Raw genomic sequence first — 19019 nt, 5'->3', positions numbered from 1 at the left:
TTTTCATATACTCAATAAGTGGCATGCAATCTGAAAATACACGATCAGGCTGCAGGCATCCACAATAGTGGAAATAAGGGGTGCCGCCATAATGGCAGGATCCAGATGCAGAAGTTGAGCCAGGATCGGCAGAGTACAGCCAATAGTCTTTGCCAGAATGATAGTCAGCATCAGGCTCACCACAACCGTCACACACACCAGTGTCTCTCCCGGATACTGGAGCATCAGGCGAACAAAATTGAGTCCCGCCAGGATGATGCCCACTACTACCGCTACCCGGATTTCCTTCCAGATTACCTTCAGAATATCCATGGGTTTCACATCTCCAATGGTCATAGCACGGATAATAGTCGTACTGGACTGGCTTCCTGCATTTCCTCCGGTTCCTGTCAGCATGGGTACAAAGCTTACCAGCAATGGCAGAGCTGCAAAAGCTGCTTCATAGTAAGTCAGAATGCTGCCTGTAATCATCGAACTTAACATGAGTACTGTCAGCCAGACAATCCTGTTTTTCGCCAATTCAAAGATTCCCGTCTTCAGATAAGGCTTATCGCTGGGAAGCATCGCTGCCATCTTCTCAATATCCTCAGTGGCCTCTTCTTCCATGACATCCACAATATCATCAACCGTAACAATTCCTACCAGACGATCCTCGTGGTCTACCACCGGGAGACAAATAAGATCATATTTATTAAAAAGTTCCACTACCTCTTCCTGATCTTCCGTCGTCACTGTCTTGATGATATTTTCATCCATAATATCCTGGATCTTGGTCTCATAGGGATTCATGAGCAGATCCTTGATCGTAACAACACCTTCCAGTCTTCGCTGGCCGTCTGTCACAAAGCAGGTATAAATGGTCTCCTTATCAACACCATGAGCGCGAATATAGGCAAATGCCTGCTCTACATTCATGTATTTTTTTAAACCGATGTATTCTGCCGTCATAATGCTTCCGGCACTGTTCTCCGGATATTGCAGAAACTGATTGATCAGTTTTCTCGTCTCCGGAGTTGCTGCCCGCATCACTCTCTTTACCACCGTTGCCGGCAATTCTTCCAACATGTCAACAGCATCATCCACGAACAGATCTTCCACAATCTTACTAACTTCCGCATCATTAATACTGTTAATGATATGTTCCTGTACATCCGGTTCCAGAAATGCAAACACATCCGCTGCCTGATCTTTAGGCAGCATACGGAAAATGAGCATTCCCTGATTGCGATCCAGTTCTTCCATGAATTCTGCAATATCCGCTTCATTCATCTCCGCCAGACGAGAACGCAGCAAGCGGTATTTGTGTTCCTCCACAAATTGAAATAATTCATCCAGATTATATTGATCCATCAGCTGCGCCCTCCTTGTGCCTTTGCACGATATTTCAATTTTATCTTTCTTCCTTGCCTTTGTCAACAAACTTTGCTATGATGAGAGAAACTACAAGGAGGCCGTAATTATGGAAAAAATTGCAAGCTTTACTATAGACCATATCCGCCTAATTCCGGGTGTCTATGTATCGCGTAAAGACTCTGTCGGTGACTCTGTCATCACTACTTTTGACCTGCGTATGACCAGTCCCAATGATGAACCGGTCATGAATACCGCAGAGGTGCATACCATTGAGCATCTGGGTGCAACCTTTTTAAGAAATCATCCGCTCTATGGTTCCAAGACCATTTACTTTGGACCCATGGGATGCCGGACCGGATTCTATCTTCTGCTGGCCGGTGACTATGAATCCAGTGACATTGTAAATCTGATGATTGAAATGTATGAATTTATCCGTGATTTTGAGGGAGACGTGCCCGGAGCCAGTCCGAAAGACTGTGGCAATTATCTGGACATGAACCTGCCCATGGCAAAATATCTTGCCAGAAAATATCTGGACGAGGTGCTCTACGACATTTCCCAGGAACGTCTGGTATATCCAGATTAAATTCAATTTTACTCAGCAAAAAACCCAGAGACAGAATGCCGTCTCTGGGTTTTCTTATTTCTTATTAGTCAAATCTTACAGCCAAGCTTTTACTTTCTCGTAAATACTCTTTGCGTCCAGACCATATTTCTCGATCAGGACTTTTGCCGGACCAGATTCTCCGAACTGATCCATCATACCGATGCGAAGCATCTTGGTCGGTGCCTCCTCAGCCAGAACTTCTGCAACTGCTCCACCAAGTCCTCCAATGATGGAGTGCTCCTCAACAGTTACAACCTTTCCGGTCTTCTTTGCTGATGCTACTACCAGCTCTCTGTCGATCGGTTTGATGGTATGGATGTCAATTACCTCTGCGGAGATTCCGTCTGCCTCAAGAAGCTTTGCAGCTTCAAGGCTCTCGTTTACCTCAAGTCCGGTAGCAATGATGGTTACATCTTTACCTTCCTTCATGGTAATTCCTTTTCCAATCTCAAACTTGTAAGTTGCCTCGTCGTTGATTACCGGAACAGCCAGACGGCCAAATCTTAAATAAACCGGTCCTTCGTACTCAGCTGCTGCTTTTACTGCAGCTCTTGCTTCTACATCGTCAGCCGGGCAGATGATAGTCATTCCCGGGATCGTACGCATGATAGCAATATCCTCATTACACTGATGGGTAGCTCCGTCCTCACCTACAGAGATTCCTGCATGAGTAGCTCCGATCTTTACATTCAGATGCGGATATCCGATAGAGTTACGAACCTGCTCAAATGCTCTTCCTGCTGCGAACATTGCGAAAGAAGAAGCGAAAACAACTTTTCCGCAAGTAGCAAGTCCTGCTGCTACTCCCATCATATTTCCCTCTGCGATACCACAGTCAATGTGACGCTCCGGGAATGCTTTTTTAAATATAGCAGTCTTGGTAGCTCCTGCAAGGTCTGCATCAAGTACAACCACATTCGGATTCTGTGCGCCAAGCTCTGCCAGAGCGTTACCGTAGCTTTCTCTTGTTGCGATCTTCTTTACTTCTGACATAATGCTTCACCTACTTTCTCCAAATCTGCCATTGCTACTGCATACTGCTCATCGTTCGGAGCAGTTCCGTGCCAAGATGCCTGGTTCTCCATGAAGGATACGCCCTTACCTTTTACAGTTTTTGCAATAATAGCGGTCGGCTGTCCTTTTACAGTCTTCGCTTCCTCAAAAGCAGCTCTTAACTGATCCATATCATTTCCGTCTGCAACATTGATTACATGGAAATTAAATGCCTCGAATTTTTTGTCGATCGGATACGGAGAGTTTACATCTTCGATTTTTCCATCGATCTGAAGACCATTGTTATCAACGATCACTACCAGGTTGTCCAGGTGACGATGTCCAGCCAACATGGAAGCCTCCCATACCTGGCCTTCCTGAATCTCGCCATCACCCAGTAAGGTGTATACACGATAGGATTTGTTATCCAGTTTTCCGGCGATTGCCATACCTACTGCTGCGGAGATTCCCTGTCCCAGAGATCCTGAAGACATATCAATGCCCGGAAGATCCTGCATGCACGGATGTCCCTGAAGGCGGCTGTCTACATGACGAAGGGTAAGCAGCTCTTCAACCGGGAAGTATCCTCTCTGTGCCATTGCACTGTAATATCCAGGAGCCGTATGTCCTTTGGAAAGTACGAAACGGTCTCTGTCCGGATCAGTCGGATTCTTCGGATCAATGTTCATCTCCTCAAAATAGAGATATGTAAAAATGTCTGCTGCAGATAAAGATCCGCCCGGATGTCCTGCTTTTGCGCTGTGCACTGCAGTTACGATTCCTTTGCGGACTTCATTTGCAATTTTTTTCAGTTCTAGAGTCTGCATAGTTATCTCCTTTTCTGCTCATAATAATTCAGTTACTATACTACCATATTTTCCGCTTTTTTCAAGTCTTTCTTTTTGAGAACAACAAAAGGAAGCCCCCTTTCGGGTGCTTCCTCCTGCTCATAGCTATAAAAGGATTCTATCCAGATCATCAGGAACAATCAGATTACCATGATAATACTGCTGTCCCTCTTCCGTATACAGTTTTCTTCTGTCCGCAAGATTTTTATCTTCCGTATGATACAGAATCAGATTTTTTGCTCTTAATTCTTCCGCATGCTCACAGGCTTCTTTTACTGTCGTATGATGTTTCTCATAAGGCTTATAAATGTCTCTGTCTCTGTACAGGCAGAACGCCTCATGGAGAAGCCAGTCCGCATCGACTGCATATTCGTGCTCATGCTCCTGATAAGGTTCATCACCGAGGAAGGTGAATTTCTTTCCGTTCATCAGCCGCATAGTAAAGCCGAACTGTTTTGCTTTTGTAGAATGAATATCAAAAAAGGTGAGCTCGTAACCCATGACTTTTCTGACTTCCTGGTCTTCTACCGGATTGATGAAGATTCTCTCTCCGATCATCTTGAAAAATTTGTCCTGTACCGTCAGTTTAGTGATCGTCAGAATAATATCTTTCAGATCGGCATGGCAGTAAATATTGAGATTTCCTTCATACTGGCCTTTTTTCATTTTCGTGGCAATCATGCGGATCAGCCAGATCAGACCAAGCAGATGATCTGTGTGTTCATGGCTCATAAAAATTTCGTGAATGGACTCCATTGGAATATTGGCTTTTTCCAGCTGGGTCATAATTCCATTTCCACCGCCTGTATCTACCAGAAAATACTCTTCGCCGCGTTTGATGGCAAAACAGGTATTAAAGCATCTGGTAACTGTCGCATTACCGGTTCCAAGCAGGATTAATGTTTCTTCTTTCATCTGTATCTTTCCTCGTTTATCGTTATTACTGTTCACTCGTGCCTCGTTCCAGTAACGATTTCGCAGGCTCATTGGAAGTTTTGCTTCGCAAAAAGAGCCTGCTCACTCCTGAATCAAGTTCTTACGCAGCCTGACAGCAAGTGTCCGGCTGCTGTGTGAACTGTAATCTATCGTTTTATTTTACGGCCGCCACCAGACGGATAATCTGTTCGGTTGTACGGATCATATTCTGCTTTGCCGTTTCAGGCTCCATGGCCTCATCCAGCGTCACCACCTTACGCAGAATCGGGAAATAAGCATCAATGCCGTTTTCATTGCAGGCTTCTGCTCCTTCCACTACCGCACCGGCCAGCGCGATGACTTTCGCACCGCATTTTTTGGCGAGCCGTGCAATTCCCACCGGGGCTTTTCCCATAGCCGTCTGATGATCCAGTCTGCCCTCTCCGGTAAATACCAGATCAGCGCCTTCCATGGCTTTTTCCATGCCGACTGCATCCAGTACCAGTTCAATACCCGGCAGCAGTTCTGCTCCGAGGAAGCTCAAAAAGGCAAATCCAAGACCTCCGGCTGCTCCTGCACCTTCCATGAGGGCACAGTCCGTACCCATGCTTTTTTTAGTCACTTCTGCATAGGAACCCATTGCTTCATCAAGGCCTTCCCGCATCTCTTCTGTTACACCTTTCTGGGGACCATAGATGTAGGTGGCGCCGTTTTCTCCACAAAGCGGATTGGTGACATCGCAGGCAACCCGGAAATGACATTCTTTCAGTTCCGGCAGCACATTTGCCGTACGGATCTCTACTACTTTACCCAGTGCATCCGCGCCGATGCCGGCAGGCTCTCCGTCCTCATCCAGAAATTCATATCCAAGAGCAGTCAGCATACCGATACCGCCATCATTGGTAGCACTTCCGCCAATACCGATAATGAATTTACGGCATCCGCGTTCAATGGCATCTTTGATCATCTCACCGACACCATAGGTGGTAGCTTCCAGCGGCCGTTTGTCTTTGCCCACCAGAATAATTCCTGCAGCGGCAGCCATCTCCATGATGGCTGTCCCTGTTTTCTGAATCATTCCATAAGCCGCAGTGACCGGAGTCTCCAGCGGTCCATGAACCTGAACCTTCACCAGATCTCCACCCATGCCTTCTACCAGTGCCTCCGTTGTGCCTTCTCCACCGTCCGCAAGCGGTTTCACCGTTACTTCCGTATCCGGCAGCACATTCAGGATGCCCTGCTCAATGGCACGTCCTGCTTCCATAGAGCTCAAGCTTCCCTTTAGGGAATCAATTGCAATTACTACTTTCATTATTTGTTAACCACGTTTACCGGAGCTCCGTCCAGTACAGATTTGATATTTTCTGCGGTGGTGTTCATGATACGTTTTCTCGCATCCTGAGTAGCCCAGGAAATATGCGGGGTAATGATGCAGTTCTTCGCTTTCAGCAGTACATTGTCTGCTTTGATCGGTTCTGTAGATACAACGTCAACTGCTGCGGCGGATACTTTTCCGCTCTCCAGTGCCTCATACAGATCCTGCTCAACTACCAGCGGACCACGGCTGTTGTTGATGATAACAACGCCATCTTTCATCTTAGCGATGTTGTCTTTATTAATGATTCCCTCGGTAGACGGGAACAGCGGGCAGTGCAGGAAAATGAAATCAGATTTTGCAAGCAGCTCATCCAGCTCTACATACTCTGCAACAGCTTTTCCAGCCTCGCTCTGAAATGCATCGTAAGCGATGACATTTACGTTCATTGCTTTCAGAATTTTAGCGGTATTTACACCGATCCGGCCAAGGCCAATGATACCTGCGGTTTTTCCGGATACCTCGATCATCGGATAATGCCAGTAGCACCAGTCAACATTGCTTGCCCACTCGCCGTTGTGTACGGAATCGTTGTGATGTCCGATGTGAGAGCAAACCTCCATCAGAAGAGATACAGCAAACTGACTTACGTTATCAGTTCCATATACCGGTACATTCTGAACCGGAATTCCTTTGGATTTTGCATACTCATAATCTACTACGTTGTAACCGGTTGCCAGAACTGCGATGGTTTTGATGTTCGGGCATTTATCAATAGTCTCTTTGCTGATCGGGGTTTTGTTGATAACAACAACCTCTGCATCGCCGATACGTTCTGCGATAAGCGGAGACTCTACGTAGGAAGTTCTGTCATATACAGTAACCTCACCAAGTGCTTCCAGCGGTGCCCAGCTGATATCTCCAGGATTCTCGGTATAACCGTCAAGTACTACAATTTTCATGATTGTTTCTCTCCTTTTAAAATAATAAGATTCTCGGTGGTTTTTTGATGATCTTATTATAGTAAATTTTTCTCCTTATAGTAATGGTACTCTGTCTACTTTTTCAGAGAGAAACTTGTTACCGGTAACATATTATCTCTGTAAATGTTCCAGAAATATGTCATGGAACTGGCTTCCGCAGTGTTCCACTTCTTTTAATACCAGGTCAATAGATGCTTCCCTTTTGTACCAATTTTCCCGGCTGACGCCTTTGGTGACCGTAGGAATCATGAGAATCCGCGCCTCCGGGAAGCATACCTCATAGTATAGTTTTGCCCGTCTGGCATGGTATGCCTGACAACAGACCAGCGCCGTTTTCACAGAAAGTCCGGCTGCATCGGTCACTTTCCGGGAATAAATGGCATTCTCATAGGTAAAGGTTGCCTGATCTTCCTTCCAGATAGCTTCCTCCGAAACGCCTTCCTTCCGCAGAATCGCATGCAGATACTCCCACTCCGTCTCATAATTGCCCGGTCCGTCAAAATGACCTGTATTTTTTCCGAATCGCCCAGATGGCAGAATCATGGGTGCATACTGTTCTTTCCAAAGCTGTGCTGCACGGATGGCAAGCACGCCTTCCGAAGAACCCGGAATAAAAATGATGTCCGCTTTCTCCGGAGCATCTTCTGTAAAAACAAATTCGGTATAAGTATCTACAAAACTCATGCCTCTAGAATTCCGCTCTTTTGAATAGACTGAATCGCTTCTTCAATCACTTCCACCGGATGAACCAGCGCCATCCGCACGTAACCCTCTCCAAGATCTCCAAAGGCAGTTCCTGGCGTCACTATCACACCTGTCTGTTCCATCAGGTCTAACACGAATTTTTCACTACTGGTATAGTTTTCCGGAATAGGAGCCCATACAAACATGGTCCCCTGTCCATCCGGCACCTTCCAGCCAATCTTTGTAAGGCCACGGCATAATGCATAATTTCTCTCTTCATAAAGTCTGCACTGCTCTTTCACGCTGTCCTGGGGTCCTTTTAAAGCTGCCACTGCCGCTTTCTGGATCGGAAGGAAAATACCGTAATCAATCTGAGAACGAACCTTGCGGAACGCCTCGATGATTTCTTTATTTCCAATGGCAAAGGAAATCCGCATACCGGTCATGTTATAGGATTTGGAAAGGGAATAGAATTCAATTCCCACCTCCATGGCACCAGGATAAGACAGGAATGATTTTCCCTCTTTTCCGCCAAATACGATATCGGAGTAAGCATTGTCGTGAAGGATCATGACATTATATTTCTTGGCAAAGGCAATCGCCTTCTCATAAAATTCATCATCTGCCACAGAGCATACCGGATTAGCCGGATAGGAAATGATCATGAATTTTGCTTTTCTGGCCGTCTCTTCCGGGATATCGTCAAAATTAGGGATGAAATTATTTTCCTTATATAAAGGATAAGTCTCAATCTTTGCTCCCATAAGCTCCGGGCCAATTCCAAATACCGGGTATCCTGGATTTGGCACCAGCATCACATCACCCGGATCGCACATTACTAGGCCGATATGTGCCATTCCTTCCTGGGATCCGTACATACTCATGATCTGATTCTTCTCGATCTCTACGCCAAATCGATGATGATAGAAATCTTTTACCGCTTCTAACATCTCCGACCGGTCTGCCAGCGCGTATTTATAATTTTCCGGATCTTTGCAGGCTTCCTGCATCGCTTTCATAATATGTGCCGGCGGCTGAAAGTCCGGCGTTCCTACTGAAAAATTATAGACTTTGCGTCCTGCTTTCAGCAGCTCTTCTTTTTTTGTATTCAGTACAGAAAAAATGCCCTCTTCAATACTCTGGGCTCTGTTTGAAAATACCAGTTTCATCTTGTCACTCCTCCTTGAAGTCATCTTTTTATTTTAAAGGAATCCTCCGCAAAGTCAAGTACACCACTTGCAAATTTTTCATAGTTCTGATACATTGATAGAGTATATCTATACATGATAATTATGAAAGAAATGAGGGTTTACAAATGTCTAATACCTGTGATGAAACAAAATGCAACGGCGACTGCTCTTCCTGCGGCGGTGACGGCGTAACTGTAACTCTGACTTTGGATGATGACAGCACTGTAGAATGTGCCATCGTTGGAATCTTTGATGCCGGTGAGAAAGAATATATCGCCCTTCTTCCGTTGGATGAGAACGGTCAGAATGAGGACGGAGAAGTTTATCTGTACCGTTACACCAAGGATGCAGCAGGCAATCCAAAGCTTGACAACATCGAGACCGACGAAGAGTACGAGATCGCATCCGATGCGTTCGACGAGCTGTTGGATTCCATGGAGTACGATGAACTGGTAACCGAAGATCAGTTAAACTAATTTCCCCACAGTAAAAAAGATCATCCACCGCAAATATGGTGGATGATCTTTTTTATTACAGCTTCTATGCCAGCTGATATTTCTTTTTATAATTTTCATACTCTGCATGATATTCCGACTCCGGAAGCATGGTTTCCAGATCGTGAATTGTCAGAGACTTTTTATCCTTCTGGGACAGGTAGTTAGCAATTCTTAAACATCTTAGACTGATTCGTTCATAGCTGTTCAGAATATCCGTCAGTACCATCCCCACTTCCATAGAACATTTGTTCTTGATCAATCTGGACATATGACGCTCTTTCACCTTGCCGGACAGATCCAGCAGCAGGTGACGGCATGCATAGACATCCAGCATCGTCTCTCCTTTTTCATGGAACATCTCAATCGTCTTGTCAACCAGCTCGGTTTCCAGCTCCTGAAGCATGGAAAGCTCATCCAGCGCCATCTCCGAAAATGCATTTTCTTTGGCATCCAGTCCCCGGTAAGCAATCCCAATATTGCAGACCTGGTCACTGATGGTCTCAATATCACTGACCGTATAAAGAAGAACGGAAAGCTTCTGACTCTCTGCCTCATTGATTCCCTTGTGGGACAGAGCCAGAAGATAGTTGGAAATCTGGTTCTCATAGCCATCCACCAGTTCCTCGCTGTCCTTCATCTCAATAACCGTCTCCGGCTGATAATTTTTTATCAGCGTCTCAGACATTCCCAGAGATCTTCTCACCTCCTGAAACATGGTCAGAGCTGCTGTCTCACTGATCTCCAGTGCATACCCCGGTACTTCCAGAAAACGTTCGTCCAGAATGGTGAGTTTTCCGGAATTTTTGCTTTTCTCGTCGTCAGTAACCGGAATCACAACGTATGCCAGTTTTACCAGCATCTGGTTAAACGGAAGCAGGACCAGTGTTACCGTCACATTGAAGATGGTATGGATCATGGCTATTCCCACCGGTGCTGCATTTTCACCAAGGAACGCAAAATGCACAAACAGATTCAATGTATAGAAGACGGTCAGAAACAACACCGTACCAATCATATTGAACATCAGATGGATCGTTGCCGCACGTTTTGCATTTTTCTTTGCTCCGATGGCAGACAACATGGCAGTCACACAGGTACCGATATTCTGTCCCATGATAATCGGAAGTGCTGTGCTATAAGGAACTGCTCCAGTCATACACAGTGCCTGCAGGATACCAACAGAAGCACTGGAGCTCTGGATCACCGCAGTCAGCACGGCACCTGCAAGAACTCCCAGCACTGGGTTGGAGAAAATCAAAAGAATGTTGGTAAACTCCGGTACGTCTGCCAACGGTTTTACTGCACCGGACATAGTTTCCATACCATACATCAAAATAGTAAAGCCAATCAGGATATTTCCGATATCCTTTTTCTTCTCCCGTTTGGAAAACATGATCATGGCCATGCCGGTCACACCCAGTATCGGGGAGAAGGTGGATGGTTTTAACAGCTGCATAAAGAAACTGTCACTCTCGATTCCTGCCAGTGACAGGATCCAGGAAGTCACTGTCGTACCGATATTGGCACCCATAATGACACCGACTGCCCGGGAAAGTGTCATGATTCCACTGTTTACAAAACCAACTACCATAACTGTGGTAGCGGAAGAACTCTGAATCACGCCAGTGACCACAATACCAAGAAGCACTGCCTTGATCAGATTGGACGTCAGATTTTCCAGAATTTTCTCCAGCTTTCCACCGGATGCAGATTCCAGTCCCTGGCCCATCAGTTCCATTCCAAACAGGAACATTGCCAGACCCCCGAAAAGGGTCAGCACATTAAATACACTCATACCTCTATCCTCCATAGATTTACACGTAACGTAAAAGAAGGATTGTACTATCACAATCCTTCTGGCTTGACTATATCAGTGTTTTTCCCCCTGTGTCAACGCTTTACACAGCTTTCAGCGAGATTTTACGCAGGCCTTATTTTGATTTTACATAGATTTTACATAACTGTAAATTTCCCGTTAATTTCCGCAAAATAGACAGGATCTGACTCCTCCATCTGCGCAGTGGCGCTGGTGGCTTCCGTGATGGCTTTTTTGACCTCCTGTATCCGCGAAGACTCCACCAGAACCGTAAACACCACCTTGTCCGTGTAATCCGCAGACAGGATCGGGATCTCTTTTTGTCCAAACAAATATTGGAGTTTTCCCACTCCATTATAATCCGTAGTCACAGACAACTTCACACCCAGATATTTCGTAATAACGGTACTGTTTTTCAGACCTTCCTGCACTGCTCCGGAATAGGCTCTCACCAGTCCGCCTGTGCCAAGAAGAGTTCCGCCAAAATAACGGGTTACTACCACTGCCACATCTGTAAGACCCGCCCCAGTCAGCACATCCATCATAGGTTTTCCTGCCGTCTGGGACGGTTCCCCGTCATCACTGCATCTCTTGAATTCCTGCCGTTCACCCAGGATGAATGCCCAGCAGTTGTGTCTGGCATCCCAGTATTTCTTCCGCATTTCCTCTACGAACTGATTGGCTTCTTCCTCTGTCTTTACCGGACGAACCGTGGCGATAAAACGGGACTTTTTCTCCACCAGCTCTCCTTCTCCGCCTTCATATACGGTCTTATACTGCTCTGTCATCTTTCATCTCCTCCACAAACCTTGATACGGTCAGCTCATGACTGAACTGCTTCTTCGCCCAGCAGATGGTCAGCTCCTTCTTTGCCCTGGTCATGGCTACGTAAAACATCCGCCGTTCTTCCTCCAGATCCGCATCCAGTACTGCCTTTTTATAAGGCGTGATGCCTTCCGCCGCATCCAGAATAAAAACCTTATCATACTCCAGCCCTTTGCTGCTGTGCATAGTGGCCAGGTGGACACCTTCTTTTACTTCCTGCTGCCGCTTCCGCATCTCATCCATTTCTTTTTTATAGCGTTCCATGTATGCAAACCATTCATCGTAAGTCTTATAAGCACGGGCGCTCTCCTGAAGTTCATTTAACACCTCCATAAGATCTTCCGCATTCATCCGGCGAAATTCTGCATACTCTTTCAGATACTCCTCATATCCCATCACATGCCGGATGTAATTGATGGCCGCAAAAGGTCCCATCCTGCCCAACATCTTCAGATCATACTGAAGCCGTTCAATCTTATCACAGACATAGGGTTTGTCCTTATAATAGTCCATCATATACTCCCAACAGATGATCTCATCATTCAAACACTCCCGGTTCATGTACCGTTTGGGCCGGTTGAGTACCGGCAGTAAATCCTTTCGAAGCTTCGAGCCACAGGCCAGCCGGATATAACAGAACAGATTTTTCGCAATCCAGTGTTCAAAAAGATTTGGCACCTGATCTCTTACCCGGAATGGCACATTGAATTCCATGAATTTCTGTATGAGAAGCCTTGGCTGGGTGTTGGTACGGTAAAGCACCGCCATCTGCTGCCAGGCACCGCCATTTTTCTTATACTCCTGCATTTCTTTCAACAGATACAGACATTCCTGCTGCTGATCTTCAAAGGCGAGGATTCGCACACCCGGTCCCTCTCCTCCTCTGGCCGTAATCTCTTTTGCAAACCGGGACTGATTTTTCCGAATGACCCGGCCTGCTGCATTGACAATCTGTCTGGTAGAACGGAAATTATCATTTAACAATACACGACCCGCTGTCGGAAAGTCCTTCTGGAAGTTCAGCATAATCTCCGGTTTCGCACCCCGGAAGCGATAGATGGACTGGTCATCATCTCCCACGATAAAGAGATTATTTTCCGGCTGTGCCAGAAGCCGCAAAATATCATACTGCAGGCGGTTGATGTCCTGAAACTCATCTACCAAAATGTACCGGAATTTCTTCTGCCACGCTTCCAGAATGTCCGGCCGTTTCGTTAAAAGCTCCCAGGTATAGCTGAGCATATCATCAAAATCAATCAGTCTCGCATTCCGCTTCCGCTGCTCATAGGATGCAAAGATTTTCCGAAAAATATCTTCCGCACAGTTTTTGGAAAAATAGTGCTCCAGCGCAATCCGTTCATTCTTGATCAGGCTGATTTCGCCCAGCACGCCGGAGATAAATTCATTTTCATCATCGATCTCCAGCTTCAGCCGGTCCACGATTTCCTTCATATACTGATATCTGGTCTCTTCCCTTAAAATATTAGCCGCTGTAAATCCATAAGACAGCTTTAAAATATTGAAAAATACTGCATGAAAAGTGCCAAACAACACATTTCCATAACCCTGCGGCTTTTCCTCAGACTGTTCCATCAGGCGCAAAAAGCGCTCCTTCATTTCCATGGCAGCTGCCTTGGTGAAGGTAATCACCAGAATGGAGGAGGGGGAAATATGACAGTCCTGCACCAGGTACTGGACTCTTTTTGTTACAACGGTAGTTTTTCCCGAACCGGGACCTGCCAGAACGAGCAGCGGTCCGTCCTGATGACGGATCGCTTCGCTCTGTGATTTTGTAAAAGAACTCATACAGACTCGCTTTTAGCTTAATTTCTCAATTGCTTTCTCAATACGTGCAATGCTCTCTTCTTTGCCAAGGATCTCCAGAATCTCAGTTGCACCGCAAGGGGTCATCTGTTTTCCGGAAGCAGCGGTACGGATCGGCCACATGACATAACCGTTTTTGTAGCCTTTCTCCTTCACGAATGCACACAGCATCTCATACAGAGCATCGTTGCTGTAGTCTTCCTGTGCTTTCAGAAGTGGAAGCACTTCTTTTAATACCTGAAGAGAGGACTCAGCAGTGGTCTTCATCTTCTTGTGGGTATACATTGCCACATCATATTCCGGTACTTCCTCAAAGAAATCAATCAGCTCCTTGATATCCGGGAAGATCTCGATACGGGTCTTCACCATCTGGGCAATCTTCTTAAAGTCATAATCCTTCGTAATGACTTCTTTCATATACGGAAGTGCTCTCTCATAGAACGGCTCAAAGTCCATCTTCTTAATGTACTCGCCGTTCATCCATTTCAGTTTGCCGTAGTCAAAGACTGCCGGGGATTTGCTGATGTGATGATAATCAAATTTCTCAATCAGTTCCTGAAGGGACATAATCTCCTGATTATCCTCCGGAGACCATCCAAGCAGTGCAACAAAGTTTACCACTGCCTCGGTCAGGAATCCCTGCTCAATCAGATCTTCATAGGAAGAATGTCCGCAGCGCTTGCTCAGCTTCTTGTGGTTCTCATCGGTAATCAGCGGGCAGTGTACGTATACCGGTACTTCCCAGCCAAATGCATCATAAAGACGATTGTATTTTGGTGAGGAGGACAGATACTCATTTCCTCTGACTACGTGAGTGATACCCATAAGATGATCATCTACTACGTTTGCAAAATTGTAGGTCGGATATCCATCGGACTTGATCAGAATCATATCATCCAGCTCGGAGTTATCCACGGTGATATCTCCGTAAATCTCGTCATGGAAAGTAGTCGTTCCGGTCTGCGGGTTATTCTGGCGGATAACGTAGGGAACCCCTGCTTTTAACTTCTCCTCTACCTCTTCTTTGGACAGATGCAGACAGTGTTTGTCATAGATCATGATCTCCTTGCCTGCCATTTCCTGTTTCAGGCTCTCCAGGCGCTCCTTATCACAGAAGCAGTAATAAGCTTCCCCTTTATCGATCAGTTTCTTTGCATACTCCATATAAATTCCGGATTTTACACGCTCACTCTGTACATAGGGGCCAACACCGCCATCTTTGTCAGGACCCTCGTCATGGACAAGACCGGTTGCCTGCATGGTGCGGTAAATAATATCGACCGCTCCCTCTACCAGACGCTCCTGGTCAGTATCCTCAATACGGAGAAGGAAATCTCCTCCCTCATGTTTTGCGATCAAATATGCATACAGCGCCGTTCTTAAATTTCCTACGTGCATACGCCCGGTCGGGCTCGGCGCGAATCTTGTACGAATCTTATCAGCCATCTTTCTTCTTATCTCCTTGTTTCTTAACTATCATTAGGGCAGATGCCCATATTGATCTATATTATAAACGATTGATTCAGGATTTACAAGAGCCGGGAAAGTGGAACTTTTCTTTTCATCAGAAATAAGGTAGAATAATACGATAACCCGCTGTACATTTCTGGCGGAAATTTTGTGAAAGAAGGAAATTTTATGCTGCGTTATTATATTGCCCAGCTGCAGGTGATCCTCTATGTGGCACCTGTCATGCTGTTGGCCATTATCTGTCACGAATGTGCCCACGGCTTCGTCTCCGACCGCCTGGGTGATCCAACGCCACGGATGTCAGGCCGCCTGACTCTAAATCCGCTCAAACATCTGGATCCCATAGGTACCTTGTGTCTTCTGTTCTTCCATATGGGATGGGCCAATCCAGTGCCCATCAATCCCTACTATTATAAGGATCGGAAGAAAGGCATTATCCTGGTCTCCCTGGCTGGTCCTGCTGTCAATCTGCTGCTGGCTTTTGTGTCCCTGTTTATCGAAGGACTGTTTATGCTCTACGGTTCCTCCAGCTCCTCCATTGTACAGACAGCCATGAGCCTTGCTTACTATTCCGCCGTTCTGAACATTGGTCTTGGCATTTTTAACCTGATTCCGGTACCGCCCCTGGACGGTTCCCACGTGTTGGGAGAGCTGTCTCCAAAGGCTGCAGAACTTTATGGACGCTATGCCCGTTACTGGGGACTCGCTCTGATTCTTCTCCTGGCATCCGGTGCCTTGAGCCGCCCCCTTGGTTTCTTAAATGATGCGGTTTTAAACGGTATGTGGAGCATCATCCGCATGATTCTTCTGCGGCTCCCTCAACCTATGATTTAAGGCAGAACAGGCAGCCTGGTATTTTGTAACCGGCTGCCCGTTTTTTATTTATTCTTCTCGTAGATGATCTTCAGACCTTTCAACAGCAGAGCGTCATCCAGAATGATGTCATGCTTACAATAAGGAATCAGTGCCTTTGCCAGCCCGCCAGTCGCGATAATGGTAAGCTTCTGTCCCATCTCTTCTTCGATCTTATCCAGCATTCCATCAATCAGAGCTACATTTCCATAGAACACACCACTCTTCATACAATCTACCGTATTTTTACCAATGAGCTTCGCCGGTGCCTCCAGACTGATCTTTGGAAGCTGGGCAGTTCTGGCAGTTAAAGTATCTGCCGCAATCCGCATACCCGGAATGATGGCTCCGCCAATGTAATTCTTTTTACCATCCACCACGCAGATGGTGGTCGCTGTTCCCATATCGATGATTGCCGCCGGAACCGGATACTCATGTACCACTGCCACCGCATTGACGATACGATCACTTCCCACCTGGCGCGGATCATCCATCAGCACATTCAGTCCGGTCTTTACACCCGGCCCAATGAGCATCACTTTCTGATTCAGAATCTTCTCCATGGAATGCTTCACAATGTTCGTCACCGGAGGAACTACCGAAGAAATGATACCGCCATCCAGCTCTTCAATGCTGACACCGTACATTTCCAGCACGTTCTTAAAACTAATGGCATATTCCAGTTCCGTTCGGGTGGATACCGTAGACAGGCGCTCCACAAAACAGATCTCCTCGCCGTGAATGCAGCCCACCACAATGTTTGTATTTCCAATATCTACTGCTAATATCATATTTTTATCCCTCATTTCGTTATAATCAAATGCCAAATTATTTCTTATTTTACCATCTTTTCCTTTACTTTTCCATGGCTTTATGCCATATTTATGATGATTACAAACCATGGAGGTTTTCTATGTTAAAGAATAAATGCGTAGTTCTCGGTGTGACCGGGAGTATCGCCGCTTATAAAATTGCATCTTTAGCCAGTGCCCTGAAAAAGCAGCACTGCGATGTGCAGGTCATTATGACCAGAAATGCAGCACAATTTATCACACCGGTGACCTTTGAGACCCTCACTGGAAATAAATGTCTCATCGATACCTTTGACCGGAATTTCACTTTCGAGGTGGAACATATTTCCGTAGCAAAGAAAGCGGATCTGGTACTGGTTGCCCCGGCTTCCGCCAATATCATTGGAAAGCTTGCTCACGGCATTGCCGACGATATGCTCACCACCACCATCCTGGCCTGCAAATGCCCGAAGCTTCTGTCTCCGGCCATGAACACTGCCATGTTTGAAAATCCGGTCGTTCAGGATAACCTGTCCATCCTCAAAAAGTACGGTTGGGAAGTGATCAAGCCTGCCAGCGGATATCTGGCATGCGGTGACACCGGTGCAGGTAAAATGCCGGAACCGGAAGTACTTCTCTCCTATATTGAGCAGCATCTGGCATGCGAAAAAGATCTGCTCGGTAAGAAAGTGCTGGTCACTGCCGGACCTACCCAGGAGGCATTGGATCCGGTCCGCTATCTTACCAACCATTCCACCGGAAAGATGGGATATGCCATCGCCCATGCCGCTTCACTTCGCGGTGCAGATGTCACCCTGGTATCCGGTCCCGTCTCCATTGCTCCACCGCCCTTTGTGAACGTAATCCCCATCACATCTGCGCAGGATATGTTCGAGGCAGTGTCTGCTCACGCAGCCGAACAGGATGCCATCATCAAAGCGGCCGCTGTAGCTGACTACACCCCTGCCGACGTCAGCTCCGAAAAGGTAAAGAAAAAAGACGGAGACATGAGTATTCCGCTGAAACGAACCACCGATATTTTAAAATATCTGGGCGAGCACAAACACGACGGTCAGTTTCTGTGCGGCTTCTCCATGGAAACGGAGCATATGCTGGAAAATTCCACTGCCAAGCTTACGAAAAAGAATGTGGATATGATTGTGGCGAATAACCTGAAAACCACCGGTGCAGGCTTTGGCACCGATACCAATGTAGTCACCCTGATCACCAGAGAAGGCGCGGAAGAACTGCCGCTTATGAGTAAAGAAGAAGTGGCGCATCAGATTTTGAATAGAATTTTTAAGTAAAATAATCCCCGGCAGTTTATACGCTGCCGGGGATTTCACATTACTCTAGGATCATCACTTTCTGTACCTGATTCTGATCGTCATACCAGATGGCGCATGCGGTTCCTTTCTGTACATCCTGCATCTTCACAATATTTTTGGTAAGATACGGCACTACCTGGGCATCTTCTGTCACTTCATAAACCGTTCCGTCAGTTGCCTTCAGTGTCCAGATGCCGTTCGTTTCTGTCGGGTCTTCAGCTGCCACAGCGTAGGCCGGCATGGCAATGTCTTCCGGAACATTTACAAATACGATATCCGGTGTATTCTGCGGCGGAAGGGACATGGTCATAGCATCCCCAAGATAAGCTTCAAAGCTGTCTCCTGCCTGTACATCCTTCACATCCACCGGAAGTCCGGTTGATGCATCCAGAAGATACGTATGATCCGGGTCAATCATCAGGATGATCTCACCTTCTGAAGAAACACCGGACTGATTATCTACTATAATTTCATTTTCACCTACATCGGTGATGACTCCAAATACAGCTGCAGACGTTTCTTCAGAATCTACACCAAATTCCGGGTCCATTTCCATATCCTCATCCGGTATAGCAGCTTCTTCAGAACCCGCTGCCTGATCTTCTGTATTTTCTGCCTGCTCGGTATTTTCGGTCTGTTCTGCGGTATCTTTCTGTCCGCATCCTGTCATCATTGCTGCGCTCAATGCTACAGCCATCATCCATACTGCCAGTTGTTTTTTCTTCATA

At 46.4% G+C, this 19019-nt stretch carries 18 protein-coding genes; 4 read left to right on the top strand and 14 right to left on the bottom strand.

Going from position 1 to position 19019, the window contains the following annotated elements; genetic code table 11:
- Positions 1-3: 3 nt before the first annotated feature.
- Positions 4-1353 carry a magnesium transporter gene (mgtE, locus tag ACZMB2_RS02435; protein WP_487595463.1) on the bottom strand — a complete coding sequence of 450 codons (1350 nt, stop codon included), beginning with the start codon at positions 1351-1353 and terminating at the stop codon, positions 4-6.
- Positions 1354-1459: 106 nt separating this feature from the next.
- On the opposite strand from mgtE, the gene ACZMB2_RS02430 reads away from it, so the two are divergent.
- Positions 1460-1939, top strand: a complete 480-nt coding sequence (locus tag ACZMB2_RS02430) for an S-ribosylhomocysteine lyase (RefSeq protein WP_487595346.1) — start codon at positions 1460-1462, stop codon at positions 1937-1939.
- Positions 1940-2014: 75 nt separating this feature from the next.
- Here ACZMB2_RS02430 and ACZMB2_RS02425 read toward each other — a convergent pair whose 3' ends face one another.
- The 7 genes from ACZMB2_RS02425 to ACZMB2_RS02395 form a co-directional block, all read right to left on the bottom strand.
- Positions 2015-2953 carry a transketolase family protein gene (locus ACZMB2_RS02425; protein ID WP_487595345.1) on the bottom strand — a complete coding sequence of 313 codons (939 nt, stop codon included), beginning with the start codon at positions 2951-2953 and terminating at the stop codon, positions 2015-2017.
- Complete coding sequence (locus ACZMB2_RS02420) at positions 2941-3780, bottom strand: transketolase (protein WP_487595344.1); 840 nt, start codon at positions 3778-3780, stop codon at positions 2941-2943. Before ACZMB2_RS02420 ends, ACZMB2_RS02425 begins: the two co-directional genes overlap by 13 nt.
- Before the next feature lie 126 nt (positions 3781-3906).
- A complete protein-coding gene (locus tag ACZMB2_RS02415) occupies positions 3907-4716 on the bottom strand; it encodes an MBL fold metallo-hydrolase (protein ID WP_487595462.1) in 810 nt (269 codons plus the stop codon).
- 175 nt (positions 4717-4891) lie between these two features.
- Positions 4892-6028, bottom strand: coding sequence for a glycerate kinase family protein (locus ACZMB2_RS02410; protein WP_487595343.1), 1137 nt, complete (start codon positions 6026-6028; stop codon positions 4892-4894).
- Positions 6028-6993, bottom strand: coding sequence for a D-2-hydroxyacid dehydrogenase (locus ACZMB2_RS02405; protein ID WP_487595342.1), 966 nt, complete (start codon positions 6991-6993; stop codon positions 6028-6030). The genes ACZMB2_RS02410 and ACZMB2_RS02405 overlap by 1 nt, the downstream gene beginning before the upstream one ends.
- 132 nt (positions 6994-7125) lie before the next feature.
- Positions 7126-7698 carry a YdcF family protein gene (locus tag ACZMB2_RS02400; RefSeq protein ID WP_487595341.1) on the bottom strand — a complete coding sequence of 191 codons (573 nt, stop codon included), beginning with the start codon at positions 7696-7698 and terminating at the stop codon, positions 7126-7128.
- A complete protein-coding gene (locus ACZMB2_RS02395; protein WP_487595340.1) occupies positions 7695-8867 on the bottom strand; it encodes an aminotransferase class I/II-fold pyridoxal phosphate-dependent enzyme in 1173 nt (390 codons plus the stop codon). The genes ACZMB2_RS02400 and ACZMB2_RS02395 overlap by 4 nt, the downstream gene beginning before the upstream one ends.
- 146 nt (positions 8868-9013) lie before the next feature.
- Here ACZMB2_RS02395 and ACZMB2_RS02390 point away from each other — a divergent pair, with 146 nt between their 5' ends.
- Positions 9014-9364: a DUF1292 domain-containing protein gene (locus ACZMB2_RS02390; RefSeq protein ID WP_487595339.1), complete on the top strand. Its 351-nt coding sequence runs from the start codon at positions 9014-9016 to the stop codon at positions 9362-9364.
- A gap of 64 nt (positions 9365-9428) precedes the next feature.
- Here ACZMB2_RS02390 and ACZMB2_RS02385 read toward each other — a convergent pair whose 3' ends face one another.
- The 4 genes from ACZMB2_RS02385 to gltX form a co-directional block, all read right to left on the bottom strand.
- A complete protein-coding gene (locus ACZMB2_RS02385; RefSeq protein WP_487595338.1) occupies positions 9429-11180 on the bottom strand; it encodes a Na/Pi cotransporter family protein in 1752 nt (583 codons plus the stop codon).
- A gap of 158 nt (positions 11181-11338) precedes the next feature.
- Positions 11339-11989, bottom strand: coding sequence for a YigZ family protein (locus ACZMB2_RS02380; RefSeq protein ID WP_487595337.1), 651 nt, complete (start codon positions 11987-11989; stop codon positions 11339-11341).
- Positions 11973-13832: an ATP-dependent helicase gene (locus ACZMB2_RS02375; protein WP_487595336.1), complete on the bottom strand. Its 1860-nt coding sequence runs from the start codon at positions 13830-13832 to the stop codon at positions 11973-11975. The genes ACZMB2_RS02380 and ACZMB2_RS02375 overlap by 17 nt, the downstream gene beginning before the upstream one ends.
- A 12-nt stretch (positions 13833-13844) precedes the next feature.
- Positions 13845-15296 (bottom strand): glutamate--tRNA ligase, encoded by a 1452-nt coding sequence (gene gltX, locus ACZMB2_RS02370; RefSeq protein WP_487595335.1) that lies wholly within the window; start codon positions 15294-15296, stop codon positions 13845-13847.
- A 192-nt stretch (positions 15297-15488) separates the two neighbouring features.
- On the opposite strand from gltX, the gene ACZMB2_RS02365 reads away from it, so the two are divergent.
- On the top strand, positions 15489-16154 hold the full coding sequence (locus tag ACZMB2_RS02365) for a site-2 protease family protein (RefSeq protein WP_487595334.1): 666 nt from the start codon (positions 15489-15491) through the stop codon (positions 16152-16154).
- 44 nt (positions 16155-16198) lie between these two features.
- Here the strand turns inward: ACZMB2_RS02365 and ACZMB2_RS02360 are convergent, their stop codons facing one another.
- The gene (locus tag ACZMB2_RS02360) at positions 16199-16963 is read right to left on the bottom strand and encodes a type III pantothenate kinase (RefSeq protein ID WP_308460163.1); all 765 of its coding nucleotides are present in this window, start codon (positions 16961-16963) and stop codon (positions 16199-16201) included.
- A gap of 122 nt (positions 16964-17085) precedes the next feature.
- Here ACZMB2_RS02360 and coaBC point away from each other — a divergent pair, with 122 nt between their 5' ends.
- Positions 17086-18270 (top strand): bifunctional phosphopantothenoylcysteine decarboxylase/phosphopantothenate--cysteine ligase CoaBC, encoded by a 1185-nt coding sequence (gene coaBC / locus ACZMB2_RS02355; protein WP_487595333.1) that lies wholly within the window; start codon positions 17086-17088, stop codon positions 18268-18270.
- A 40-nt stretch (positions 18271-18310) separates the two neighbouring features.
- Here the strand turns inward: coaBC and ACZMB2_RS02350 are convergent, their stop codons facing one another.
- Positions 18311-19018: a hypothetical protein gene (locus tag ACZMB2_RS02350; RefSeq protein WP_487595332.1), complete on the bottom strand. Its 708-nt coding sequence runs from the start codon at positions 19016-19018 to the stop codon at positions 18311-18313.
- Position 19019 lies beyond the last annotated feature (1 nt).

The organism is Hominiventricola sp., assembly GCF_057604405.1.
Note: the sequence above shows the minus strand (reverse complement) of the source record. Positions and strands in the feature narration are given on the sequence as shown.

Excerpts from the sequence above, each read along its gene's own strand:
- ACZMB2_RS02415 (WP_487595462.1), bottom strand. The coding sequence starts at position 4,716 with ATGAAAGAAGAAACATTAATCCTGCTTGGAACCGGTAATGCGACAGTT.
- ACZMB2_RS02390 (WP_487595339.1), top strand. The coding sequence starts at position 9,014 with ATGTCTAATACCTGTGATGAAACAAAATGCAACGGCGACTGCTCTTCC.
- ACZMB2_RS02395 (WP_487595340.1), bottom strand. The coding sequence starts at position 8,867 with ATGAAACTGGTATTTTCAAACAGAGCCCAGAGTATTGAAGAGGGCATT.
- ACZMB2_RS02385 (WP_487595338.1), bottom strand. The coding sequence starts at position 11,180 with ATGAGTGTATTTAATGTGCTGACCCTTTTCGGGGGTCTGGCAATGTTC.
- ACZMB2_RS02430 (WP_487595346.1), top strand. The coding sequence starts at position 1,460 with ATGGAAAAAATTGCAAGCTTTACTATAGACCATATCCGCCTAATTCCG.
- ACZMB2_RS02380 (WP_487595337.1), bottom strand. The coding sequence starts at position 11,989 with ATGACAGAGCAGTATAAGACCGTATATGAAGGCGGAGAAGGAGAGCTG.
- gltX (WP_487595335.1), bottom strand. The coding sequence starts at position 15,296 with ATGGCTGATAAGATTCGTACAAGATTCGCGCCGAGCCCGACCGGGCGT.
- ACZMB2_RS02405 (WP_487595342.1), bottom strand. The coding sequence starts at position 6,993 with ATGAAAATTGTAGTACTTGACGGTTATACCGAGAATCCTGGAGATATC.
- ACZMB2_RS02410 (WP_487595343.1), bottom strand. The coding sequence starts at position 6,028 with ATGAAAGTAGTAATTGCAATTGATTCCCTAAAGGGAAGCTTGAGCTCT.
- ACZMB2_RS02425 (WP_487595345.1), bottom strand. The coding sequence starts at position 2,953 with ATGTCAGAAGTAAAGAAGATCGCAACAAGAGAAAGCTACGGTAACGCT.
- ACZMB2_RS02350 (WP_487595332.1), bottom strand. The coding sequence starts at position 19,018 with ATGAAGAAAAAACAACTGGCAGTATGGATGATGGCTGTAGCATTGAGC.
- ACZMB2_RS02375 (WP_487595336.1), bottom strand. The coding sequence starts at position 13,832 with ATGAGTTCTTTTACAAAATCACAGAGCGAAGCGATCCGTCATCAGGAC.
- ACZMB2_RS02365 (WP_487595334.1), top strand. The coding sequence starts at position 15,489 with ATGCTGCGTTATTATATTGCCCAGCTGCAGGTGATCCTCTATGTGGCA.
- ACZMB2_RS02400 (WP_487595341.1), bottom strand. The coding sequence starts at position 7,698 with ATGAGTTTTGTAGATACTTATACCGAATTTGTTTTTACAGAAGATGCT.
- ACZMB2_RS02360 (WP_308460163.1), bottom strand. The coding sequence starts at position 16,963 with ATGATATTAGCAGTAGATATTGGAAATACAAACATTGTGGTGGGCTGC.
- ACZMB2_RS02420 (WP_487595344.1), bottom strand. The coding sequence starts at position 3,780 with ATGCAGACTCTAGAACTGAAAAAAATTGCAAATGAAGTCCGCAAAGGA.
- coaBC (WP_487595333.1), top strand. The coding sequence starts at position 17,086 with ATGTTAAAGAATAAATGCGTAGTTCTCGGTGTGACCGGGAGTATCGCC.